The organism is Mesorhizobium carmichaelinearum (genome assembly GCF_900199455.1).
Taxonomy (GTDB): domain Bacteria; phylum Pseudomonadota; class Alphaproteobacteria; order Rhizobiales; family Rhizobiaceae; genus Mesorhizobium; species Mesorhizobium carmichaelinearum.
Genome location: NZ_FZQR01000044.1, coordinates 1 through 20930 on the forward strand (window position 1 = coordinate 1; position 20930 = coordinate 20930).

A 20930-nucleotide genomic window follows, 5' to 3' on the forward strand; every position below is an offset into this window, starting at 1 on the left:
CGGACTGGAACCGTCACGCCAAGGCCGCTCCGTTCCGCCGCAACGACCAGCTGCTCTCGGTGATGCCCTACGGCATGATCGTCTTCCCCGGATCCGGCATCACACAGAACCTCGCCGACAAGGCCCGTCGGCTTGGCATCCCCGTCTGGCGGTTCGCGGAGGGCGGCGCGTGAAGCGCCGGTTTCCTCGCATCCGCACCATCGAACCCGACGCGCGCGGTCGGGTTCGGCCCGCGCGAAGCGCACCGAAGCCCGCGCGCGAAGCACGGCACGCTGCGCCTCCACGGATCGTATCGACGCGATGGAGCGTGCAGCCACGCAACGTGGTATTGCAGTCCGCGTTACGCTGACGTAATACGTCCGCAGCACAGGAGCGCGCCATGGCCACTACGGCCACGAGGAAGGAAACACCCGTCTCGATGCGGTTTCGCGACGATGATCTCACCATCATCGACCGCGGCGCGGAGCTGCTCGGCCTGTCGCGCACTGAGTTCGTGCGGCGCGCAGCACTCCACGAGGCGCAAGCGGCCATCCTCAACGAAACCGTCATCCGCGTGTCCCCGGAAGCCTATGACGCTTTCATGCAGGCGATCTCAGCCCCTGCCGCCGCCCCCCCGCCGAAGGCGGCGGAGCGGCTGCGTCGGTCCCCGCCCTGGGATCGCTAGGTGGCGCTTTCAGGCATCGAACTCCTCGACGACGCGTACCGCCTCGAAAGCTTCGATTGCGGCAAGCTGGCGCTTAACGCTTGGCTGGCCGGCTTCGCGCGAACGAACCAGGCCCGCGGGTTTACCCGCGTTCTGATCGTTCACGACGAGGGAACAGTCGTCGGCTATTACGGCCTTGCGCCGGGCGTGATCCAGCCAAACAGCGCACCGCGCGCCATCCGCACCGGACGCCCGCCCGATCCGATCCCCTGCCTGCTAATTGGCCAACTCGCCGTCGATCATCGCTATGCCGGACAAGGCATCGGCAGCGGCCTGGTCAAGGACGCGCTTCGTCGCTGCGTCGCCGGCGCCGAAATCGTCGCCGGCCGCGCGGTGGTGGTGCGGGCGATCGACGCCGAGGCCGAGGGCTACTGGCAGAGCTGGGGTTTTGTCCCGTCGCGAGACAACCCGTCTATCCTGATGCGCTCGATCCAGGACGTGAGTCTCTGGCTGGCTGAAGGCCGCTAGTCCACGCGCGTAGCGCCTCCGGCAGCGGCAGGGTCCGGGCGCGCCGGCCTGCGGCCGGCCGGGCTTCGCGGCGTCCGCCCCTCCCCGAGCCGGCTTCGCCGTCTCGGCCTTCGGTGACGATCCCTCGCGCAGGGCCAGAGGGAGAGGGCGGCCACAGTGGGGCGGGGGCCGCTGGAGAGAAAGGAAAGTCACCATGTCGATGATATTCATAGGGGGTTCACGCGAGATACTCGAACTGCCCGAACCTGCCGTCGCGCGCATCGGCGCGATCGTCGCTGCCGAGCACGGCGTGCTGGTCGGCGACGCGCCCGGAGCCGATGCCGAGGCGCAGGGCCTCCTCGCGGGCTACGGCTACGACCATGTCGGCGTCTTCCATGCCGGCAAGGAACCCCGCAACAATCTTGGCGACTGGGCGGCCTACCATGTCCCGTCTCCTGACGGCGCTCGAGGATACTGGGCCCACGCAGCCAAAGACCGGGAGATGGCGCGGCGCGCCGACTTTGGGATGATGGTCTGGGACGGCGCATCGCCCGGCACGATCGTCAACGTTCTTCGGCTCGCCATGGCAAACAAGCCGTGCGTCATTTACGATCTGGCCAGGGGCAGCCTGGCGATCGCGTACAATGTGCAAGACTGGTGCGCCATGCTCCGCCATGCCGGTCCCGACATTCGCCGGCAGGTGGAGGCCCGCATGACGCCGGAGGAGCGTCTGGCGTTGCCAGGATGATGTACGCGCGGTCCACCTGCTGTCCGGCAGGCTCGATCCGATATGCTTGACCCGGCCCCTGCGCCCCCCAACTTCGCTGTTTGAACGGCCGGAGCCGGCCCCAATTCGAAGCCGGCCCACACGCGCACGGCGGGGCGTCTGTCGAGGATGATCATCTTGACCCATCTCGCATCTGAAAGCGGGGGGAAGCGTGCCGAACGTGCTGTCTTGGACGGTCATCCAACCTGGCTGCGAGGCACCGCCTGTCGATGGCGTGAAATTCGTTGCCTGCCGGCTTCAATCTCGAAACCGCTCTGCCGCCATACCGAAGACGCAAGGCGGTTCACGCGCCGTGTTGCTGTTCGCGGTATCGGCGAGGCACGGGCAATGACCCGGGAGGTGCGCGGCAAGCATCCCGACGATCCGGCAGCGTTGTGTCGGCGGTCAAGCGATGGCGGCCTGGGTTCTTGTCCATCTGCCGCATCCGGGGCCATTCCCGTTTCATGGCGCCTTTGTAGACGACCGCCTGCTTTGTGCGGTCAACCCCCGTTGGGGGTACACTCGGCGAATATTCAGGAAAATTCGATTTCGGTTTTTTGTCTGCGGACAGGCGAAGGGCCTGCCCGCTATTTTTTGGCAAATAGAATTTTCCAGAATTTTCGCCGAGATGACCGCAGCAGGACGGCCCTCTCCTTTGGCGCCATCGGGAATGGTCCCGATGCAACCGAAGGAGAACTACCATGGCCACCACGATCGCAAACCTCACCACCAAGGCCGACGGCTCGATGGAAGGCGTCTTCGCCACGCTCCGGGTCAACGCCCCGATCACCCTTATCCCGAACACCAACAAGTCGCGCGAGGACGCGCCCGACTACCGGATCGTCAACAAGCGCACGGGCTTCGAGATCGGAGCCGGCTGGCACCGCATCTCCCAGCGTTCGGGCGAGGAGTACCTCTCGGTCAAGCTGGAAGCCCCCGAGATCGGCGTGATCTTCGGCAATCTCGCCCCCGCCCCGGGTGGCGAGGAGAACAAGAAGGTCATCCTCTGGAACAATCCCCAGTGACAGCCACGAACGGGCCGGCTTCGAAAAGGGGCCGGCCCCTTCACCTCACCTTCCCGGAACAAGGAGGCTACGATGAGCCGCTATACGATCACAGTCACTGGCACCGTCACCGAACACGGCCGCTCCGACCGCGAGGCCATCATCGGCTACGACCCGCCGCTGCGAACCTACTTCCTGCAGGCATTTCCCCACGAAGAGACCGACGAACCGGCGCTGTGGCTTGGCACTCACGATCAGGCGTTTGAGATGCTTGACGACCTTAACCACGCCGCCATGGCGCACGGCTATGATTTCATGCCGCTGCCGTCCGATGTCGCCACAAAGCTGGCGGATGACAAGGCTGCTACCGGTGATCGTCCGTAGCGTGGAATCTTCGGGGAATTGCTGAAACGCCTCCATCAGCCTGATTAGGCGAACGCGCAAAAAAAGGGCCTGCGACGGATGCTCCGTCGCAGGCCCTTTTTTTGCGCGCGTCGTAGTGAGCCGCAACAGTCCCTCATCACCCTGACCGCGCGGTAATGACGATCACTCCTTCGTTATCAGCGATGGCCTGGACGACCAATCCCGCCGGGATCAAGGACGACAAACGCAAATTTCTGACCATGGTGCTGATTCCCCTCAGAAAACAGCACCACGTCGTCATGCAAAATCATCAAATGTGAGTCAGACCCCTATTGTGGGCCGATTGACAGCGGGTAGGTGGATCGCGGCTGATAGCCGCGCATCCGCTTGGCGCGCAGCAACTGGAGGAAAAGCTCGACAGCTTCGCCCTCGGTATCGAAAGAGTGCTGTACCGTGCGGCCGGTGGTTCCGATCCGACCCCAACGGCGGACCAGGCAGGTCTGGCCGAACAGGGTCTCCTCGATCGACAGCGCATAGAAGCGCGCCATGTTCCGATCCGCGTCGCGGCGTTCGATACAGAGGCGATAGAGCTGCGCGATCATTGCGGACAGAATCGCGCAGCCGGACGCGCGCGTCCAATGAATGGTTTGAATCAGCGGACGCGGATCGATTCACTCTCGTGATGGATGGAACCGAACGTCAGTCGTTCAGCAGCGTCTTTGATGGCCTTCCCCGAAGAGATGTAGCCAATCCTCGTTGGGCCGGAGTCATGGGCGGTCGGTCATAACGAAAATCGACGCGATTGGCGCATCTGGCTACTTTGGCTGCCGAGCAAGGAATTCCGTTATCAGGCCCTGCACCACCTCCTGCATGGTTGTTCTATTGCGCGCGCAATGGACCTGCAGCTCGATCATCTGCGAGACCGGAATGCGTGTGTGCAGCCGGGCTGTCCCGCCGTCTGCCTTTGGCCTTTCGAGCTCCGCCTTCGCCTTTCTGGCAGACTGGGTTCTCGTCTGCTGCTCCAGGTTGTCCGTTTCGCTGATGCTGGATTCCACAATGGCAGCCATGTTGCGCGAGAACGGATCATCCGAACGGGCACGCGGTTTCAAGGCAGGCAGCGGCAATTGGTTTGCGGTCCGATCGCTTTTCTCGTTCATTGCGGGGTGGCTCCGTTCAGTTTGCGGATGATCTCGGCGGTCAGGGCATTCGTCTGGTCGCGAGCGTCCTGCACGGCCTTGTTCACGGGCTGGACTTCGTAAAGCGTCCCGGCGGTTGCGATTGAGGCGAAGGTCGGCCGTTGCGACAAAAACGTCTCAAGCACGCTGGCATCGGCCTGCCGCAGCAGCTGGATCGCCGTGCGAAAGGCCATCGTGTTGTGCTCGATCCCCGAAACCATGTTGAGCATCACCGCGTAGGGAATTTCGCGATGGCGTCCGCCAAGCGAGCGGATGTGCCGGATCAGACCGAGGCATTGCTTGACATCGAAGACGTGCGCTTTCGTCGGGATCAGCACGAAGTCGGCGTTGGCGACGGCCGGTCCGAGGGCGGCCACGGCCGTGCCCTGCACGTCGACCAGCAGCAGGTCCTCGGCGTCGGATTGCGCCAGGCGATCGATCAGTTCGTCGGTCGAGTTGATGGGGATGACGTCGATGTTTGAAAGAGCGTACCCGGCGCGGCGACTGTTTTTGCTCCACTCCAGCGCCGACAGTTGCGGATCGGTGTCGAGCACCGTCACCCGATGACCGGCGGCGGCGAACTCGCCAGCGAGCAGGATGGTGGTCATGGTCTTGCCGACCCCGCCTTTGGGAGAGGCCACTGTGATTTGCACCGCGCGTTGTTCCGGCATTGTTTTTTCCCAATGTTGCGTCACCTTGGCGTCAATGCGCATAGGCGATTTGGCGCCAAAGTGCCTTTCTTGCATTATGCCCATGCGCCGATGCTACAAAGTGCGAAGGTACATAAGTGCCTAGGTAATAACACGAATTTGCGCATTTTGTGAAATGTTCCGGGATGCATAATTGGTTCTGAACTAGCAAAACATCGCGTCAGTATAATGTCGCATAGTGAATTGACAAGATACGCAATTTGGGTCCAAATTGGCTGAGCAGGTCGTCGCTTCGCTTCGACCTGGACCGTCTTCGACGTGAGGCCCATCCGCCATAGCGAGGGAATTTTGCACACCAGCGCCGCCCACAAGGACACCCGAAAGCGCTCCCGGATCGATATTGGGCCGGACGCGGGCGCGCTCCTGGATGAGGCCTGCAAGGTGTTCCAGCTTGACCGAGCGGAGACGTTGCGGCGCATTATCCGGGCCAGCCTGGATGTCGGTCCCGCTCTGTCAGCTGAGAATTCACGCACTGTCGCGGCGTTGGCCTCGCAAGTCCGGATGGTCGGCCGAAACCTCAGCCAGCTTCTCCATGCCATTCATTCCGGCCACGCTGCCCCCATGGAGGCGGCGTTGCCGATATGGGAAGCGCTGGATGTGAGGGTGAAAGCTGTCGACGCCGAATTGACGGCGATGACGATCGCGCATGGCCTGAGACTTCGGAAGGCGGCGCATCTGCAGGATGGTGAGGGCGCGTGAACCTCGATCAGTCGTCCATACAGGCCATAGCCGATCGGATTCGCGCGAGCGCGGCTTTTGAAGAAGAGAACCGCAAGCGCCGGCATCGGGCCATGTTGTCCTTTGCTGGAAATAACGATGATTGGTTGTTCAAGACGGTTCGCGGCTGGACAGGGGAGGGCGGTCTCGGGGGAAGCCAGACAACGGAACCGGCCTTGCCGCGCGCGTCTGCGCGGGAGCTGGAGCCGCCGCGCGGTAAAGCCGGGCGACTAAACCTCGCCCTGCCAACCAAGCGGCGGAAGCTCGCCGGCGGACCTCGGCCGAGGGCCGCTGCCGACAGGCTGGCGGCCGGGTATCAGCCGGCCGTTCTGAAGGTGATTTCCTACGGGCATGGCGTCACAAGGGCAGCCGCCATCGGTCAATATATCCAGAAGGAGGGCGTCGCGCTCGAGACGTATGACGCGCGCATCCTGGCAACGCGGGAAGCCGTCGCCGAGGAAATGAAACAGTGGGGCGAGGGTTTCGACAAGCGGCGGGAGAGCGAGGATGTGGCGACGTTTAGGCTTTCGCTGGCAGGGCAGGAGAATGCCGAGCGCCTTTCACAGGCAGTTCAGGCAGGTTTCGCCGGCCACGGTTTCGCCTATCGTATCGACACACTGCAGGACGGATCGAGCGTCGCGCGCGTCGTCGCGACCATGGCCGGACACAGCGTCGTGCGGGGTGAGAACGGGGACGACAAGGTGAAGCATCGGTTTCACTTTTCCGATCGACGCCAGCAGGATCGCCAGTTCTCGGCACCAACCCGGGCCATGATCGCCTCGCGGATCTCCGATGCGCTTGGGGTCAAGGAGGATACCGTTTCGGTGAAGCCAATTGGGGAGCCCAGCCACGGCAAAGCCGGTGTCGTGTTCCAGCTCGCGCGCCTTACCCATGACGGAGCGGCGATCGGCGCCGACGGCGCCGCGATCGCGTCTGAGGAGGCGGTTCGGCAGACCGCGCAGTCCTGGGACAAGACCCTGAATTCCTACAAGCCTCGCGACACCATGCACATGATCCTGTCGGCCAAGGCGGGCGAGGACAGGCAAGCTCTGGTGAGGGCCGCACGTGGGTTCCTGCATGAGCAGTTCCCCAATCACAAATTCGCCTTCGGCATGCATGCCGATATGGCGGAGGAGGGCGGCCATATTCATGTCCATGCCATCGTCGCCGTGAAAGGTGAGGACGGTGAGCGATTGCGACCAGGTCCGGCCCAGCTTCGCGAATGGCGCGCGCTCTATGCCCAGCACGCACAAGCGCAGGGCATGAAAATCGTCGCGACTTCCGCGGCCTATCGAGCGTCATCACAAAGCTATGGTCCGCGCGACAAGGCGATTGTGGCCACGGCCGAAAAGCCGCGGCCGGGCAGGGAGGCGCGGGACCGCGCCTATGCCCGTGCAAACCCGCACGTCATCGAGAAAGCCCGCCAGCGGATCAATCACGCAAAGGCCAACCCGGTAAAGATTCCGATTTCGACGCGCCAGCTGCAGGCCACCCAGGCAAGCCTTCGGGACTGGCACTCGGTTGCTGCTTCTCAGCCGGACAACGCGATAGCGAGTCAATTCATTGATCGGATGACGCAAGCTTTCCGATCCGGTACTGTTGTCGTCGCTATTCGAGATGGAAAGGGTGTTCAAATGAGTTCAGATGCCACCGCGGACCTGATGCGGGAAAACCTAAAACAGATCAACGAGACCGTTAATAAGACAGCGGCCATGATGAACGGCCAGACGAAAGCGGAGTTCTTACGGCGCGCAGCGCCCACCATGGAGCTGCTTGCGATCCGGACGGATCTCAAATCCCTGCAGGAAGGTGGCGTCACGCATGTCAGTGAAGACCAGGCCCATCGGATTGCCGGCACGCGCGCCGAAGCTTTGATCCATCGCGCCCAGGAGATCGAGGCCGCTGAGCGGCTTGAGGCCGATCGCGCTCGCAAGACCCGTAATCGCGCCATCGAGCAGGAGATTCGTGACGAACGAGCCGGGTCGGCTGATCCGACCTCGCTTGAGCAGGTTGCGCAAGACCGCGAAATGGTGCGCAATGCCGAAAGCATCGCTGCGAAGGAGGCCCGCGAGGCACAAGCCGCAAGCGAAGCCGCGCGTTCATTGGCGCAGAATCCTAACGAGCGGCTTGATCCCGAGATCGTCAAAGGCGAACGGCTCGAAGAACTGCAGCGCCTGCAGTCGAGGAGCATCAACACCGCTCCGGTCGAAGGCGAAGAGCCGGATTCACAGAAGCCGCAAAAGCAGTAGTTGCCTCGCCATGCAGCACTGAGTGAGCTCGTTGTTCCCTAAGCCGGGCTCTGGCTGGGGCTCCGTTCGGCACTCGCTCGCGCCAAAACGCAAAATGTGCTCATTTGACACTTCGTGATTATGCAGCCGCTTTTACCCGGATTTCTATTTCCAGGTGTGCGGAGGCGGCGATGTTGACCAGTGCGTCAAGCGAGAATTTGGCGAGCTTACCGCGCAGCAGATCATTGGTGCGAGGGCGCGTCAGACCGAGCCGCTTGGCGGCTTCCTCCTGAGGAATATCCCAACGCTGGACTGCCTTACGGATTTCGTAGAGCAGCGCCGAGCGCGCCTTGAGGTTTGCTGCCTCTTGTTCGGTGTCCGCCAGGGCGTCCCAGACGTTCTCATAGATTTCTACGTTCATCGTTCTGCCTTCCATCGTTTTAGCCGTTGAGCCGCCAGATCGAGGTCTTTCTTGGACGTGGCCTGTGTCTTCTTCTGGAACGCATGAAGCACCAAAACGCGGTCCTCCAGGGTTGCCAGATAGATGACGCGGAACGCTCCCGATGCCTCTCGGACTCTGATTTCCCTGACGCCGGCCCCCACGATCTGCAAAGGCTTCCAGTCGTCGGGATCGTCGCCGCGCTGGACAAGTTCGAGCTGCCAGCCGGCCTCTATCCGCGCATCGTCAGGAAACGCTCGAACATCCGCCCTACTGCTTCCAAGCCATTCAATCACCTTCATCGAGGTGCACTGTATCGGTTTTGATACAGGTTGGCTAGAGTGAAAGTCAATCGCATTTTACGGACCAGCAATCAGCTCACGTCCCACCAAGAACCGGGAGGCGCAACGAAACGGTTCGATGCGCCCGCCATCGGATTAGGGGCGCTTCGTCTCACACTCGACATAGGCACCGAAGGCACAAATCGCTCATTTGTATTCAACCGAATTTCACGTCCTAGCGATCGCCGTGCCGTCTAATTTGATCCTGCAGCGCCTCAACAGCGGCTGACGGTGCCCCTTCGACAGCTTCGCTATCCACTGACGGTGACAGGGAACGAGCGCCGGCCTCCACTTCCTGATCGAGCGATGCGAGCAGCGCGGCGATCGACGTGGACTTGTTTCCCGGCCGGACTTGGAATTGCAAGACACTCGCCTTGCCTTCAGACGCACTCGGGTCGGACGTCTTTGATGCTGCCGGCGCCGATCGCTGGCCAAGGGTGGGAAGCGGCCGCGGCGCATCATCGGCCGTCTGATCGGTCCGCTTCGGCTTCAACTCCGGAACTTCAGCGGCGACCTCGCTCTTTGCTTCAGCCTCACCGCCCGTTGCAAGGCCTGAGCTTGGCAGCACCTGTGGTGCGTCCGCGCTGTCGCTCTTTACTTTCGGCTTTAACGCGACGGGATCAACCCTTTCAGCCGCCGCACCAGTCGCAGGCGGCACCGCATCGGCATGGGCTGTATGGCCTGAAACCGGCGCTTCGACGGTATCGGGTTCCCCCAACTCGAAAGGTGCCGCTGGCGCGGTGTTAGCCGCCGCTTCGACGTCCGCCATGGAGTGCAGCGGAACATCCTGCCATCGTGAGAGAGGCGGAACCTTCAAGCGCCGGTGCCGAAACTGCTGGTAGGTCGCCTTATAGGGAGCGTCCTTATAATAGGTGATCTTGCGCACCATGAAACCAGGGGGGCTTGAGACCAGAACCACGGCCTGATTCGCCGGCATTTGCCGAAGCTCCGCCGCCGTCCGGAATGGCCTTTCCTGATAACTTAAACTCTTGTCTCGGCCCCCAAATATACCTTGACCAGCCCTGATGATCGGTGTGGCCACCTCGATTGTGGTCGGTCCCAGCATTACAGAGACATGTTCCGAGGTCTCCACGTCGTTCATGCGGATGAAAAGCTTCACCTGACACGCGGACACCGTGGTCTGCCGCGTCGCTTTTCCATAGACTTCGTCAAGCTGGGCAAGATCCTGCAGGATCAGGACCATGCGAAAGCCATAGCCCGCGTTGATCGCCAGCTTGGAAACGATAGACTCCATTTTGCCGAGCTGGCGAAACTCGTCGATCATCACCAGGACCTGATAGGGCTCGTCCGGGCCTGGCGAGGAAGCCATCAGCACATCATGGATTTGCTGAACCAGCAGTTTGATGATGGGCCGGAACACGTCGAGCTGCGCCACCGAGCAGCCGATGAAGAGAGCCGTCGGGTCCTTGCGAAACTTCGAGATATCGAAATCGGTCGACGCCGTAGCGGCTGCAACGAGATCATTGGTCCAGGGGTTGAGAGCCGCCGTCATGTTGAAGTAGGCCGAGTTTCGCGTTTCCTTTTCCAGCGCAATGAACTGGTTGAGCCCGTGCACGACCCACGAAGGCAGATATTTTTCCTCGTCATTGCGGATATTCGTCAGCACCCTGAGAAAATCCACGCCGGTCGAAAGAAGCATCGCGACGGCGCGCAAATGACGCTGCCCCTCATAGCGTGGTGACGTCAGCACATAGCCGATCATGGCCGAAAGCAGCTGCCGGCCGGCGCGCGCCCAGATCTCGGAACTTCCTGTCGCCTCGGGGATGATGAAGGAGGAGACCACCGCGCAGTCCGTCGGCATGCGCGCATCGCGCCGGATGAAATCCAGCGGATTATAGCGATGCGAATCCTGCTCGCCGGGCGAAAAGAAAAAGACCTTGTCGCCGAGAGCCTGCCGGTGTGCACCGAACGCCTCGAAGTTCTCCCGCTTCGGATCGAACCACACCGAGGATCCTCGCCACATATAACCGTTCGGAATGACAAAGCTGACGCCCTTGCCGGATCGGGTCGGCCCGACCACCAAGACGTGCGCGGGATCGTCCGAGCGGATCGTCGCCCCACCCATCTTGCCGAGGATCAAGCCTTGCTTTGCCAGCAGGTTTTTCCTTTCGGCGTCCATGATCGTGCCGAACCGCGCATCGCCGTAGTGCTTTGGCTTGCGGTTGATCAGGCTTGCAAAGATTAGGCCGACGCCGATCGCCACGACAACCGCGACCGCGATCGCGCCCCGGATGATCGTCTCGCCCTGCGTGGGATGATAGGCCAGGCGCTGGCTGAAATGCTGCCAGGCAACGAACAGGCCGCTTAGGCTGCGTTGCGCGTTCTGGTATTTTAGAAGCCCCCAGCGCGAGGCGCCTTCAGAACGGAGGGCGGGATTCCACCGCCATGTCGCCACCAGCTCGTAGGCTAGGCTCCAAAGGGCAAAGAAGGCGGCGAGGCCGATGAGGCCGAGGAGAAGCCTATAAGCGAATACGCGAGACATTCTGGGGAACCTTTCTGGCGGCTCTCCATTCGGTCATGCGGTTGAACCAGATCGCCGAAGTTCCACGCCAGCCGCCCCGGCGCGTTTGTTGGATCACAATCGGCAGGACCGACCGCACGTAATCGATGATCTCTGCCTTGCTCAGCCCGAGCCCAGCCTGCATGACCATCAATGCCAGCTGCTCAAACGCACCGGTCGGGCTGTCCGCATGGATCGTCGTGATCGATCCGGGATGACCTGTGTTGACGGCGCGCAAGAACGAATAGGCTTCCGCTCCCCGGATCTCGCCCAGGAAGATTCGATCCGGCCGCAACCGCATGGCGGCTTGCAGCAGCGTTTCAACGGTCACGTGCGCCAGGCCCTGGTCGCCCTTTGATGCAACGAGGGGCAGATAGTTGGGCTGGTGTGGTTTAACCTCTCGCGTATCCTCAATGGTGAGGATCCGCTCATCCGAAGGCACCTCGTGCAAAATCGCGTTCAGAAACGTCGTTTTGCCCGACGATGTGCCTCCTGAAAGCAAGATCGAATACCGTTCCCGCACGGCCAGGCGGAGGAAATCCTCGATTTTGCCAGCGTCGAGATATTCGCAAAGGGCGCTGTCGGTCTCGCTCAATTCGCCGGGATCCTGGACGGAGATCGTATCGAACGCCCCCCGCTTCCGGTAATCATCAAGGCGCATATCCTTCACGACCTGCTTGCGGATCGCGAAGGCGCCTCCTGTCGGCGTCGCCGGCGCAAGCACGCCCTGGAAGCGTTCGCCGCCGGGGAGGGCGGCTGAAAGCAAGGGATTTTCCTCGCTGATCGATTGCGAGGATGATGCCGCTATACGTTCCATGAGGTAAGTGATCGCGGCGCGGTCGAGCTCGGGGACGTCGAAGGGCTCCATATGTGTCGAGCCAACAATTTCGACCCACACAAGTCCAGGCCCGTTTGCACAGATTTCGACCACGCGATCGTCGTCGAGCCAGCGCCGCACCGGCTCCAGCGCCTTATTTAGAAAGACGGTTCTTTGCTGCCCGCTCACGTCGTATCTCCGTCAACGCCTCGCGTACCGGGTCCTGATAGAACTCCGAAAAATCGAGGTCCCGGCGGACGAACACCATGATGCGCGACCCCTGATCGACATGGATCGTGGGCGCGATATTGATCGAATTGCGAAGCGCCTCTTCGGCAATGCGGTTGAGGCTTTGCGAGACCTGTTGCGCTCCGATCTGACGGGCGCTCTGCAGGTATTGGTTGGGCTGCGTCTGGTTTGTCACCGTCTGTCCGGTCTGCGGGTCCGTGTAGGTCTGGTTGGTGTTCGACCCATTCTGGTCGTTGCCAAGGTTGGCGATGAATTGCGTCGCACCGCCCACGACACTTAGAAGGATCGCCGAGCCGAACCGCTCGAAATAATGGTTGTCGACCTCGCCCGGCATGCCGCTGCGACCGAGCTCGTCGGTGCCCGTCGAACCGAGCTGCACCGACATGCCGTCCGATCGAAGCAGGCGTGTCCACACTATGAACACCCGCGTTTGGCCGGTTGCGAGGCCACTGCGATATTCACCGATAAGGCGGGAGCCAGCGGGGATCAAAACCCTGCGACCGTCGAAGGACCACACATCCTCCGACACGACGGCCCGAACCATACCGGCAAGATCGCTCTGGATCGCGGTCTCGAGTACGCCCTTGATCATCGTCCCTTGGGCGACCAGAGCGTCCGTGCGCGGGTTCATCGTGGCCTTCGATGTATCCGCTCCGCTCTGGCTCGCCCTTGCCAAAAAACGCCGATTGGGGTCCTCCTCGCCCTCGCCTGCGTTTCCGGCCGCCGCTGCATCCGTACCATTGCCGCCCAATGCTGACGCACTGCCAGGCGCATCGCCGCTATCGACGACGAGCTGCTTGGCGCGCAAGCGCTCCCATTTGCGGCGCTCGTCCTCTTCTTGCCTGCGCCGCTCTTCCTCAGCCAGACGACGGGCCTCGGAATCATCCTGCACCTGTGGTGGAGCTGCAGGCGGTTGCAAGGCTGGTGGAGGGGGAGGCGGAGCCTCGACGGTCGACGGCGGCTGTGCCGGCGGCTCTTCGGGAGCTGTCGGGATTTTCAGGGTGCCGTTATCAAGCTGGGGGCGCGGCGTATCGAGCCCCGGTGCGGGAAACTGTGTGGTGTGAAACTCCTCGCCATCCGACGCTGTCAACAGCGGCTTGTCTGGCGCACGCGTCGCCGCATAGATCATCCAGCCGGCGAAGACCACCGCACCCAGCGGAACCGCGATCTTGAAGAATGCGCTTGCCCCGAATTTTGGCGCGGCGACCGCCGTGCCTTCCTCAGCGAGCATTCTGTACTCATTGGGAGATGGCATCGGGTCCCCTCACTTTCCGAACAGTCCCACCGCCGACACGCTGCGGTTCGTAAGGTTCAAGCCCGGTCGGTTCGTTCACATTGTTCAGTCTCAGATTGAAGACGCAGGTTGCTTCGGTGCCGTTGCGCAGGGTCCATTGGTAATTGACCTTGTCGACCACGATGTACGGGCCCTCGCGGCGATAGTTCACAAGGGTCTCATTGCGCTCGCTATCAACGACATGGATCGCCGGCACTTCCCTTGCTGGATCGAAGCGGAACCAGGTCTTCACGCCGTCGTCGTAGATCACGAGCGGCTTATTTGCCGACGACCCCTTATAGGCATAGGACGAGTTGGCGTTTTCGGCCTTGAAACCCTGCCGGTTCGGCTGCGCCGCCCGAGCCCGGGCTTCGTCCATCAGCGCCGCGTCCGACGCCTCTTCGGGATAGCGAAACTTGATCGCATAGACCTGTTGTGCAACCGGCCGAAACTCGCCGTTGAGGAAGAACACATAGCTGCGCTTGTTCGTCAGGACATTGAGATTCCCGCCCGCATTCTTCTCGATCGGCTTCACAAAGAGCACATTGCCCTTCTTGTTGGGTTCGATGCTCCAGGCCGGGACGTCGCCAGCGCCGAGGGTTTCGATTTTCTCGTCATCGCCGAATTCGATCATCGTCGAGGCGCCATAGCTGGCCGGCACCGACACCACATCGTCCTTCTGATACCAGACGAAGCGAATGCGACTGTCACGAGATCCCGCCCGAGGGGTCTGTTCGGCAAGGGCCGGCTGAACCGCGCAAACGCCGAGCCCGATTGCCATCAGGATGCCGGCGACCTTCATTGCGGTGTCTCCGCGGTGGGTGCCGGCGCCGTCTCCTGATCGCGCCGATATTCGAGTACCTGGAAGCCGAGCGGATTTTCAAAGCGGATCTCGTTTTTGGCCGGCACGCCGGTGTAGCGGAACCGGATCAACGACACCCAATGCCGCTGCACGGTGTTCGCTTGGCTCTTTTCCTCCGTCATGAACCGGACCAGGGCGGTCCTTTGGTTGGGAAATGTCACGGACTTCACGGTCACAGCCACGACGGTGTTTCGTCCGTAGAGCACGACGGGGTTCGTCACTTTGTTCGCCGGGCTGAAAAGCTCGACGAGCTCCCTCGAGGCATCGCCGGCGCTCAGCAATTGCGCGAGATCGAAGTTGTCCTTCAGCGCCTTCGGATCGTAGGTCTCGCGAGCCTTCACATAACGGACGATATCGAACATCCCCATCGACTCGTCCTGCTGCAAAGGACCGTCGGCCAGCGGCCGCTTGACCTCGACAAACCCGGTGGATTTGTCGACCACCACCATGTAGGGCTCATAAGTCTTGAGCGGCAGCGCAAGGATCAGCGCGCCCACGGCTGCAACGGCAATGACCGAAGCGACGCTTGCCACGCACCACGCCAGAGATCGCGACCAGCGATTGCGTCGCGCGATATCTTTTTCCCAGATTGCCGCATCCACGTAGTAGGGCAAGGGAGACTCGGTTTCCTTCGCCGGTCGCCCAGCGCTTTCCTTCACATCGCTCATTGGTGCCCCAAACCTATCCGGGATCCGTCAGCTTTCGGGAAAGCCGTGCATATTCCGCTGAATTCTCATACCTTCTCTGTGCGAGGCTCACGCGCGCCCGCTCACGACCCGCCAGGCGTTCCTGCCGCGTGCTCCAGCCCAAGCGTCCCATCAGCCTGCGCTGACCGGCTTGGCCCATCGCTGCGAAGGCGCCGCCGTAGAAGCGCCCAAACGAAGGTGTTCCAATACCAATTCCGCCCGCGAGCGAGGCGGCAACGTTGGTGATCTGCGACAGCAGCAGCACACCGACGAGGCAGATCAGGATCAGCGGCGCGGCTTCGGTCAAAGTCGTTGTCGCAGCACCATTCGACCGGTTGACCGCGTCGAAATAGGTCTGGGTGATCGAGATGAAGAAGGCACAGAAGGCGTAGACCAGAATCTGCACGCACATGTACTGGACGATCGCGGTTACCCAGCCGGCGAAGAACCGGGTCGTGTAGCCGAACAGCATAAGAATGATGAACACTGGGGCGAGTGCCAGCAAAAGCCAAAGAAAGATCTTCGACAGGATGATGAGGAAGATCGCATAGCCGATGAGCAGCGCGCCGACGACAAGGATGATCGCCGCCAGTACGTAGCCGCCGAAGTTCAACACGCCAAGGCTCTTGATAAAGGCGGCGGTGGAATTGGCGAGCGAATCCCAGATGTTTTGCAGGGCCGTCTGCACGGAGTTGACGGAGTTCAGCCCGGCCGATGTCCCGGTCACATTGGCCGAAACGCTCGTGAGAAGGCTGTTCCCAATCGCGGCAGGTGTCTCATTCGCGAACGAATAGGCATATGTTTGAAAGTCCCCCCAGCTCGTCGCCAGAGCGTAGATGACGAAGGCGCGGAACAGGCGCCAGATCATCTCTTTTCCCGATCCCGTCGAGGTTCCCTGCCAGATGCTGATGGCCCAGACTATCACGTACAGCGTCAGCATCAGGCTGGCGACGCCCCCCTGTCCGCCGCCGGTCAGGGCCGACGCCAGGTTCTGGTAGGCTTGCGATACATAGTTATTGCCGAACTTGTCGACCTGTTGCAGAAGCGTGGTGATATTGAAGTTCATTTTTTCGACGTCCCACCTGGAAACAGAGATGGATCGCTATTGAGTGCCTTCATCGGACCGCACTCGAATGGCTTCTTCGCTTCTGTTCTTGGTTCGGGCGCCGCGAACGCCATCGGCTGCATCGGTCCCTCGTCGCGCGGGCATGGAGCCTTGAGCGGCTTGTGGCCACACCCCGAGGTCGCGACAGCGCCAATGATGGCGGCCGCTGATAGAAGAAAGCGCACCGTCATTGGCCGGACTTGTATTCGAGCCCCCGGGAGGCCTGCGTGATCAGGTTCATACGATCGATGTTTTCCTGATTGGCGGCCGCCGTAGCGGTATTCACCGCGCCGATCAGTTCGTTCACGGTCAGACCCGTTTGCACCATGATCTGGCTGTTCTGATCGATCGAGCCCTTGATGTCCTGCGCCGTGCCGATCCGTTGAGCGCCCGACTGAAAAGCGCTGGAACGGGTCTTCACCCCATTTTGCGAGGAGTCCACCAGCCCGGTAACAGTGGCCGCAACGTTCACCAGGGCGCTGTAGTTCTTATCCATCTGCGTCGTCTGGCCATTGATCAGGCCCGAAATGGTTTTCACCAGCTGCAAGCCATTGATCATGTTCGAAACGATGCCCTGCGATCCATTGCCGAGGCCGGCGAACGACAACGAGCCGCCCGAGATCACGCTAGCAAGCGAAGGCGCGTCCCCCATGGAGAAGCCGCCATTGCCCAAGGCCATCTGCGCGAGCTGGCCGGCCTGGCTCGACCGGTCGCCCGTGACGGCCTGCAGCGTCTTTTGCGTATAGTTCATGATGTTGCGGTCGGTGCTGAGGATCTCGCTCGTGACCGATGCAATCTGCCGAGCCTGTTCCAGATTAGCCTCGTCGATCGTAGGCACTTGCGCAAAGGCGATACCGCCAAGGCCAAGCAAGAGTGCCGCTGTTAACGGAATTCCACGCATAGCGCTTTCTCCTATTGAGCCTGATATTGCTTGACGGCCGACATCAGTTCGTCGGTCGTCATTGTGACGGGGGCGCTGTTGGCGTCCCTTTGGATTTGCGAAAGCACGGGCGAGACGTTTTCAACCGTGTCGGTCGTGCGCGGCGCCGTGCATGCGCCGTCCGTCGACGGGCAGCATGGGTTGCCGGCCGTGCCGCCGCTCGTGGCCCCGGGACAGCTTGTCGAGCCACCCGAGCCAGGCGGCGGGCCCGAGCCAGGCGGCGGGGACGCGGGAGTGGGCACCCCCAGGCCGGAGGATCCCCGACTTGTCAGTGTGGCAGTGCCGATGTTTCGCACGTTGAAAGCTTGGGCGAAGAACCCTGTCGCTTGGATCACCTCGTTGAAGGTCAGCCCGCCTTGGGCGCGGATTGCGCTGTTGCGGTCGAAGGATTCCATGACCGTTTTGTCGGTCCCGATATCCTGACCCATGGTCTCGAAGGACTGCTTATTGGGAGCCACCGTTGACATGCTGCCATTCATGCCCCCTAGAACCTGACCGGTGATACCCAACTGGCCCCTTTCGCCAGCGTCGCCGCCGACAGCGCCCAATCCCGACCCGGTCGAGGCGAACGCCGAAGAGCCCTTGATGTCCGGATTGGCCTGTTCCAAGGACGCCCGGCCACTCGCCGGATCGACCGAAGCCTTCGGGCTCTTCACGTTCTGCGCCTTTTTGGGCGTCGTCACCGAGCAATTGGCGCCCTGCGTGGCGGACTTTGTGTCCTCCTGGATGAGCTTGATCTGAACCTTGTCGGCCTTGTCCTCGCTCCGCTGCGACAAGATCGGGCTGTCAGAAACCGGCACGGCCGCCATCGCCGTCAATCCCGCGAAAATCGTCACAAGGGCGGCCATCGCGCCCATAATGGTCTTCATTCCGGGTCCCTCCCAAGAAAGATTGGCAACCAAACCTGCGGATCGTCGCCGACGCGCGCGCGCAGCGCGTCGAGCTCCTGAACCGTCTCAATTCGACCGGAGAGGATCTTGATCGCGTCAGGCATCGCGCCCAGATTGAGGCGCGCAATGACGCTGTCCTGATCATGCTTGATCAGGAATTTGCGGGCTTCGGGCGGGGTTTCGCGGATCCATTTGATCTCGCGCTCCGACAGCCCGAACGCCCTGTGCGATTCCTCGTCGGCCTTCGGGTTGGGGAAAAAAATATTGGTCGGCGTCTGTTCGATCAGCGTGTTGGCAATCGACGACCTCACAATATCCGCCGCAGACTGCGTGCCGAAGCCGATGATGCCATTCAGCTTACGAATGGTTTTCAGCTTGTCCTTGATGAAGTAGCTGAAAATATCATTGTCCAGGAGCTTCCAGCCTTCATCGAGGAAGATCATGACCGGTTGCCCGTCAAGCAGCTCCTCGATGCGATGGAAGATATAGAGCAAGGCCGCCGTGCTGGTCGTTGCGTCGCTCAACACGCTCGTCATGTCGAAGCCGAAAATGGACGACATCGAAAACGAGTCTTCCGCGTTGTTGAACAACCAACCGCGCTGATCCGGCCTCATCCATGGCTGCAAGCGCGAATAGAGATCGTCATCGCCGGCGCGCATCGCACCGCGCAACAGCTCGGCGAACTCCTCCATGGTTCGACCTTCGGGCGGCGCGCTTTGGGCGATCGCGTTGCGGATGACTTGCTCCTCGCGCGTCGAGTGGGCGTGTCCGTCGGATCGACGCAGCATGAAGCTGAAAAGCTGGAAGAGGAATTCGCGGTTGCGCGGCGTATGGGGCCGGCGCAACGGATTGAAGCCGGAAGGCTCCCCGGCCTTCAGAACCTCATAGCGGCCGCCAAGCGACCGCACGAAGATATCCAGGCCACGATCCTTGTCGATCATCACCAGCTTGGGGCGCGGCGTGATGCGCTGCGCCTGTGCCGCGAGAAAGCCGAGCAGCACCGTCTTGCCCGAGCCCGAGGGACCGTTCAGGGTGAAGTTGCCGAGGTCTCGAACATGGAAGTTGAAGAAGTAGGCCGTTTGCGACGTCGTCTCCAGGACGCTTATCGGCGTTCCCCAATGAACCCCGCCAGTCCGGCCGCTCGGATAGTTATGGAAGGCCGAGAAGCCCGCCATGTTCTTCGATGAGATCATCGACTTGCGCGCCACATAGGCGAAATTGCCGGGCAGGGTGGCCCAGAACGCGGGTTCACAATTCAGGTCCTCGCGAACCCACAGGGCGGACACCTCCGTCAGCGCCGTGCCGACATCGGTCACGCAGCGCGCCACGTCGTCCATGGTTTTCCCGAGGCACAGCACCGTCAGATGATGCAAACCATAGAGCGCTTCCGAGGACAGAAGCTCATCGCGCGCTTCACCGAGTTGATCGGCCACGATCGAGCCGGCTTCATCCGACATGTCGATCTTGCGCCCGACCCGCTCCATCTGGGTCAGCGCCTGGGGCTTGTCGATGATGGCGAAGGATTGCGTCACGATGAATTCGTGCGGCACCTTCAGCATGGGGTTGAGCATCCCTGGTCCCGTAATGGAGGGGTACTCGCCGACCGAAATGATGGCGCCGTATCGTGTTTCGCCAGGGAACGCCCCGCGAATTTCCAGCGCATTCGGGCCAAAGAACAGCCGCTTCGTCGCTAGCGCCTCCGCGAGTTTCATGCGCGGCAGTGCCATCGGCCGCGGCAATCCGCCATTGACGAGCTGCACCAGGAATTCCAGCGGCTCGGAATGCCAAACGTCACTGCGCTTGACGACGGTGAGAACCCGCGCGCCATACGCCTGCAGGCTCTCTCGGACGGCTTTCATCACGTCCGTGAGTTCGATCAGCGCCCGCTCCTCGCTCGAAGAGCGACCGTCCGCAGCCCTTCGTCCCAAAAGCTTGCGGATCACGAGATCCGCGGTCCCGACCGTGCCTTGCAGCTCGCGCCGCACGATCGTCAGGTAGATGTCGTTCACAAACATGCGCTGGGTGCGCAGGGCCGCCGTGTAGCGCTGATCCAGCTCTTGGCAGAACTTATTCTCGAAGCTCGACTCGATCGCCGGCTTCACCTCGCGGCGCAGGATATGCGAGTAGATCGCATAGCGGGAATTCGCCAACCCCCGAATGAGATCGTTGCGGCCGAGCAGGCGCGAATTGATCTCGGCGATATCGATCGTCTCGAAGCACAGTCCGCTCATGTGAACGAAGGACATCAACATGCCGTCCTGCGTCTTGATCACCTCGTCGGACATATGCCGCGAATAGGGTATGTGGGCCGAAACCGGATTCTCCCGACGAGACACGGCCCCGAAACTCAGTTCATCGCGAAGAGCCCGTGCGATCGCCACGTCACACCCGGTAACTGCGCGCCCCCCAGAAGCTGGCGCTCCGGGGCGGCATCTTTCGTGAACGGATGAACATGATCTCGATGAACATGGGATCGCGCATGATCGCGATCCTGGTAACCGCATATAGCGGCACGCAGATACAGAGCATGATCAGATTATGGGTTGCAAGGAACACGACAGCGGTCAGCACGCCGATGAACCCCGCTAGCTCGTAGGGGATGCCGAGCACCGTCGGCGCTCGGGTCAAGCCCTTGACCAGCGGAGTGATCAACAATCTGGGCTCGCCAGGATCGATCCGGCCGTCTGCCATGCC

At 61.5% G+C, this 20930-nt stretch carries 23 protein-coding genes; 8 read left to right on the plus strand and 15 right to left on the minus strand.

All coding sequences use genetic code 11. The features are described from left to right. The first annotated feature begins 379 nt into the window (after positions 1 to 379). The 6 genes from CKW40_RS38440 to CKW40_RS44430 all read left to right on the plus strand — a co-directional run bounded on the left by CKW40_RS38440 (position 380) and on the right by CKW40_RS44430 (position 3603). Positions 380 to 664, plus strand: coding sequence for a type II toxin-antitoxin system TacA family antitoxin (locus CKW40_RS38440; protein ID WP_095204806.1), 285 nt, complete (start codon positions 380 to 382; stop codon positions 662 to 664). Beyond that, entirely contained in the window at positions 665 to 1171 is a 507-nt protein-coding gene (locus tag CKW40_RS38445) for a GNAT family N-acetyltransferase (protein ID WP_095204872.1), read from the plus strand. 193 nt (positions 1172 to 1364) lie between these two features. Next, positions 1365 to 1898 (plus strand): hypothetical protein, encoded by a 534-nt coding sequence (locus CKW40_RS38450; protein ID WP_095204873.1) that lies wholly within the window; start codon positions 1365 to 1367, stop codon positions 1896 to 1898. Between the two features lie 719 nt (positions 1899 to 2617). Further along, positions 2618 to 2941: a DUF736 domain-containing protein gene (locus CKW40_RS38455; RefSeq protein ID WP_006205585.1), complete on the plus strand. Its 324-nt coding sequence runs from the start codon at positions 2618 to 2620 to the stop codon at positions 2939 to 2941. A gap of 72 nt (positions 2942 to 3013) precedes the next feature. Continuing rightward, positions 3014 to 3304 (plus strand): hypothetical protein, encoded by a 291-nt coding sequence (locus tag CKW40_RS38460; protein ID WP_095204874.1) that lies wholly within the window; start codon positions 3014 to 3016, stop codon positions 3302 to 3304. Between the two features lie 155 nt (positions 3305 to 3459). Beyond that, positions 3460 to 3603 carry a hypothetical protein gene (locus CKW40_RS44430; protein WP_210200205.1) on the plus strand — a complete coding sequence of 48 codons (144 nt, stop codon included), beginning with the start codon at positions 3460 to 3462 and terminating at the stop codon, positions 3601 to 3603. Positions 3604 to 3612: 9 nt separating this feature from the next. On the opposite strand, the gene CKW40_RS38465 is transcribed toward CKW40_RS44430, so the two are convergent. The 3 genes from CKW40_RS38465 to CKW40_RS38475 form a co-directional block, all read right to left on the minus strand. Then, the gene (locus CKW40_RS38465; protein WP_095204875.1) at positions 3613 to 3885 is read right to left on the minus strand and encodes a WGR domain-containing protein; all 273 of its coding nucleotides are present in this window, start codon (positions 3883 to 3885) and stop codon (positions 3613 to 3615) included. A gap of 213 nt (positions 3886 to 4098) precedes the next feature. Next, positions 4099 to 4440, minus strand: coding sequence for a hypothetical protein (locus tag CKW40_RS38470; protein WP_095204876.1), 342 nt, complete (start codon positions 4438 to 4440; stop codon positions 4099 to 4101). Next, positions 4437 to 5171 (minus strand): nucleotide-binding protein, encoded by a 735-nt coding sequence (locus CKW40_RS38475; RefSeq protein WP_244571465.1) that lies wholly within the window; start codon positions 5169 to 5171, stop codon positions 4437 to 4439. The genes CKW40_RS38470 and CKW40_RS38475 overlap by 4 nt, the downstream gene beginning before the upstream one ends. A 285-nt stretch (positions 5172 to 5456) precedes the next feature. Here CKW40_RS38475 and CKW40_RS38480 point away from each other — a divergent pair, with 285 nt between their 5' ends. After that, positions 5457 to 5867 carry a hypothetical protein gene (locus tag CKW40_RS38480; protein WP_244571466.1) on the plus strand — a complete coding sequence of 137 codons (411 nt, stop codon included), beginning with the start codon at positions 5457 to 5459 and terminating at the stop codon, positions 5865 to 5867. Further along, positions 5864 to 8134: a relaxase/mobilization nuclease domain-containing protein gene (locus tag CKW40_RS38485; protein WP_095204877.1), complete on the plus strand. Its 2271-nt coding sequence runs from the start codon at positions 5864 to 5866 to the stop codon at positions 8132 to 8134. Before CKW40_RS38480 ends, CKW40_RS38485 begins: the two co-directional genes overlap by 4 nt. Before the next feature lie 118 nt (positions 8135 to 8252). On the opposite strand, the gene CKW40_RS38490 is transcribed toward CKW40_RS38485, so the two are convergent. The 12 genes from CKW40_RS38490 to CKW40_RS38545 form a co-directional block, all read right to left on the minus strand. Then, entirely contained in the window at positions 8253 to 8534 is a 282-nt protein-coding gene (locus CKW40_RS38490) for a helix-turn-helix domain-containing protein (RefSeq protein WP_095204905.1), read from the minus strand. Beyond that, complete coding sequence (locus CKW40_RS38495; RefSeq protein ID WP_095204878.1) at positions 8531 to 8854, minus strand: type II toxin-antitoxin system RelE/ParE family toxin; 324 nt, start codon at positions 8852 to 8854, stop codon at positions 8531 to 8533. The genes CKW40_RS38490 and CKW40_RS38495 overlap by 4 nt, the downstream gene beginning before the upstream one ends. Before the next feature lie 214 nt (positions 8855 to 9068). Then, complete coding sequence (locus CKW40_RS38500) at positions 9069 to 11396, minus strand: type IV secretory system conjugative DNA transfer family protein (protein ID WP_095204879.1); 2328 nt, start codon at positions 11394 to 11396, stop codon at positions 9069 to 9071. Then, on the minus strand, positions 11374 to 12420 hold the full coding sequence (gene virB11, locus CKW40_RS38505) for a P-type DNA transfer ATPase VirB11 (protein ID WP_095204880.1): 1047 nt from the start codon (positions 12418 to 12420) through the stop codon (positions 11374 to 11376). Before virB11 ends, CKW40_RS38500 begins: the two co-directional genes overlap by 23 nt. After that, complete coding sequence (gene virB10, locus CKW40_RS38510) at positions 12386 to 13711, minus strand: type IV secretion system protein VirB10 (protein ID WP_244571467.1); 1326 nt, start codon at positions 13709 to 13711, stop codon at positions 12386 to 12388. Before virB10 ends, virB11 begins: the two co-directional genes overlap by 35 nt. Before the next feature lie 7 nt (positions 13712 to 13718). After that, positions 13719 to 14555 carry a P-type conjugative transfer protein VirB9 gene (gene virB9, locus CKW40_RS38515; RefSeq protein WP_095204882.1) on the minus strand — a complete coding sequence of 279 codons (837 nt, stop codon included), beginning with the start codon at positions 14553 to 14555 and terminating at the stop codon, positions 13719 to 13721. Beyond that, the gene (locus CKW40_RS38520; RefSeq protein WP_095204883.1) at positions 14552 to 15283 is read right to left on the minus strand and encodes a VirB8 family type IV secretion system protein; all 732 of its coding nucleotides are present in this window, start codon (positions 15281 to 15283) and stop codon (positions 14552 to 14554) included. Before CKW40_RS38520 ends, virB9 begins: the two co-directional genes overlap by 4 nt. A 13-nt stretch (positions 15284 to 15296) precedes the next feature. After that, entirely contained in the window at positions 15297 to 16367 is a 1071-nt protein-coding gene (locus tag CKW40_RS38525; RefSeq protein WP_095204884.1) for a TrbL/VirB6 family protein, read from the minus strand. A 226-nt stretch (positions 16368 to 16593) separates the two neighbouring features. Beyond that, positions 16594 to 17307, minus strand: a complete 714-nt coding sequence (locus CKW40_RS38530) for a type IV secretion system protein (RefSeq protein ID WP_095204885.1) — start codon at positions 17305 to 17307, stop codon at positions 16594 to 16596. An 11-nt stretch (positions 17308 to 17318) separates the two neighbouring features. Then, a complete protein-coding gene (locus CKW40_RS38535) occupies positions 17319 to 18215 on the minus strand; it encodes a hypothetical protein (protein ID WP_095204886.1) in 897 nt (298 codons plus the stop codon). Then, on the minus strand, positions 18212 to 20617 hold the full coding sequence (locus CKW40_RS38540) for a VirB4 family type IV secretion/conjugal transfer ATPase (protein WP_095204887.1): 2406 nt from the start codon (positions 20615 to 20617) through the stop codon (positions 18212 to 18214). The genes CKW40_RS38535 and CKW40_RS38540 overlap by 4 nt, the downstream gene beginning before the upstream one ends. Position 20618: 1 nt before the next feature. Next, positions 20619 to 20927, minus strand: coding sequence for a VirB3 family type IV secretion system protein (locus CKW40_RS38545; RefSeq protein WP_095204906.1), 309 nt, complete (start codon positions 20925 to 20927; stop codon positions 20619 to 20621). Positions 20928 to 20930: the final 3 nt, after the last annotated feature.

Bases quoted from the DNA above. Each gene is read 5' to 3' on its own strand.
- CKW40_RS38440 (WP_095204806.1), top strand. From the start codon at position 380: ATGGCCACTACGGCCACGAGGAAGGAAACACCCGTCTCGATGCGGTTT.
- CKW40_RS38450 (WP_095204873.1), top strand. From the start codon at position 1,365: ATGTCGATGATATTCATAGGGGGTTCACGCGAGATACTCGAACTGCCC.
- CKW40_RS38455 (WP_006205585.1), top strand. From the start codon at position 2,618: ATGGCCACCACGATCGCAAACCTCACCACCAAGGCCGACGGCTCGATG.
- CKW40_RS38460 (WP_095204874.1), top strand. From the start codon at position 3,014: ATGAGCCGCTATACGATCACAGTCACTGGCACCGTCACCGAACACGGC.
- CKW40_RS44430 (WP_210200205.1), top strand. From the start codon at position 3,460: ATGACGATCACTCCTTCGTTATCAGCGATGGCCTGGACGACCAATCCC.
- CKW40_RS38465 (WP_095204875.1), bottom strand. From the start codon at position 3,885: ATGATCGCGCAGCTCTATCGCCTCTGTATCGAACGCCGCGACGCGGAT.
- CKW40_RS38470 (WP_095204876.1), bottom strand. From the start codon at position 4,440: ATGAACGAGAAAAGCGATCGGACCGCAAACCAATTGCCGCTGCCTGCC.
- CKW40_RS38475 (WP_244571465.1), bottom strand. From the start codon at position 5,171: ATGCGCATTGACGCCAAGGTGACGCAACATTGGGAAAAAACAATGCCG.
- CKW40_RS38490 (WP_095204905.1), bottom strand. From the start codon at position 8,534: ATGAACGTAGAAATCTATGAGAACGTCTGGGACGCCCTGGCGGACACC.
- CKW40_RS38495 (WP_095204878.1), bottom strand. From the start codon at position 8,854: ATGAAGGTGATTGAATGGCTTGGAAGCAGTAGGGCGGATGTTCGAGCG.
- CKW40_RS38500 (WP_095204879.1), bottom strand. From the start codon at position 11,396: ATGTCTCGCGTATTCGCTTATAGGCTTCTCCTCGGCCTCATCGGCCTC.
- virB10 (WP_244571467.1), bottom strand. From the start codon at position 13,711: ATGCTCGCTGAGGAAGGCACGGCGGTCGCCGCGCCAAAATTCGGGGCA.
- virB9 (WP_095204882.1), bottom strand. From the start codon at position 14,555: ATGAAGGTCGCCGGCATCCTGATGGCAATCGGGCTCGGCGTTTGCGCG.
- CKW40_RS38520 (WP_095204883.1), bottom strand. From the start codon at position 15,283: ATGAGCGATGTGAAGGAAAGCGCTGGGCGACCGGCGAAGGAAACCGAG.
- CKW40_RS38525 (WP_095204884.1), bottom strand. From the start codon at position 16,367: ATGAACTTCAATATCACCACGCTTCTGCAACAGGTCGACAAGTTCGGC.
- CKW40_RS38530 (WP_095204885.1), bottom strand. From the start codon at position 17,307: ATGCGTGGAATTCCGTTAACAGCGGCACTCTTGCTTGGCCTTGGCGGT.
- CKW40_RS38535 (WP_095204886.1), bottom strand. From the start codon at position 18,215: ATGAAGACCATTATGGGCGCGATGGCCGCCCTTGTGACGATTTTCGCG.
- CKW40_RS38545 (WP_095204906.1), bottom strand. From the start codon at position 20,927: ATGGCAGACGGCCGGATCGATCCTGGCGAGCCCAGATTGTTGATCACT.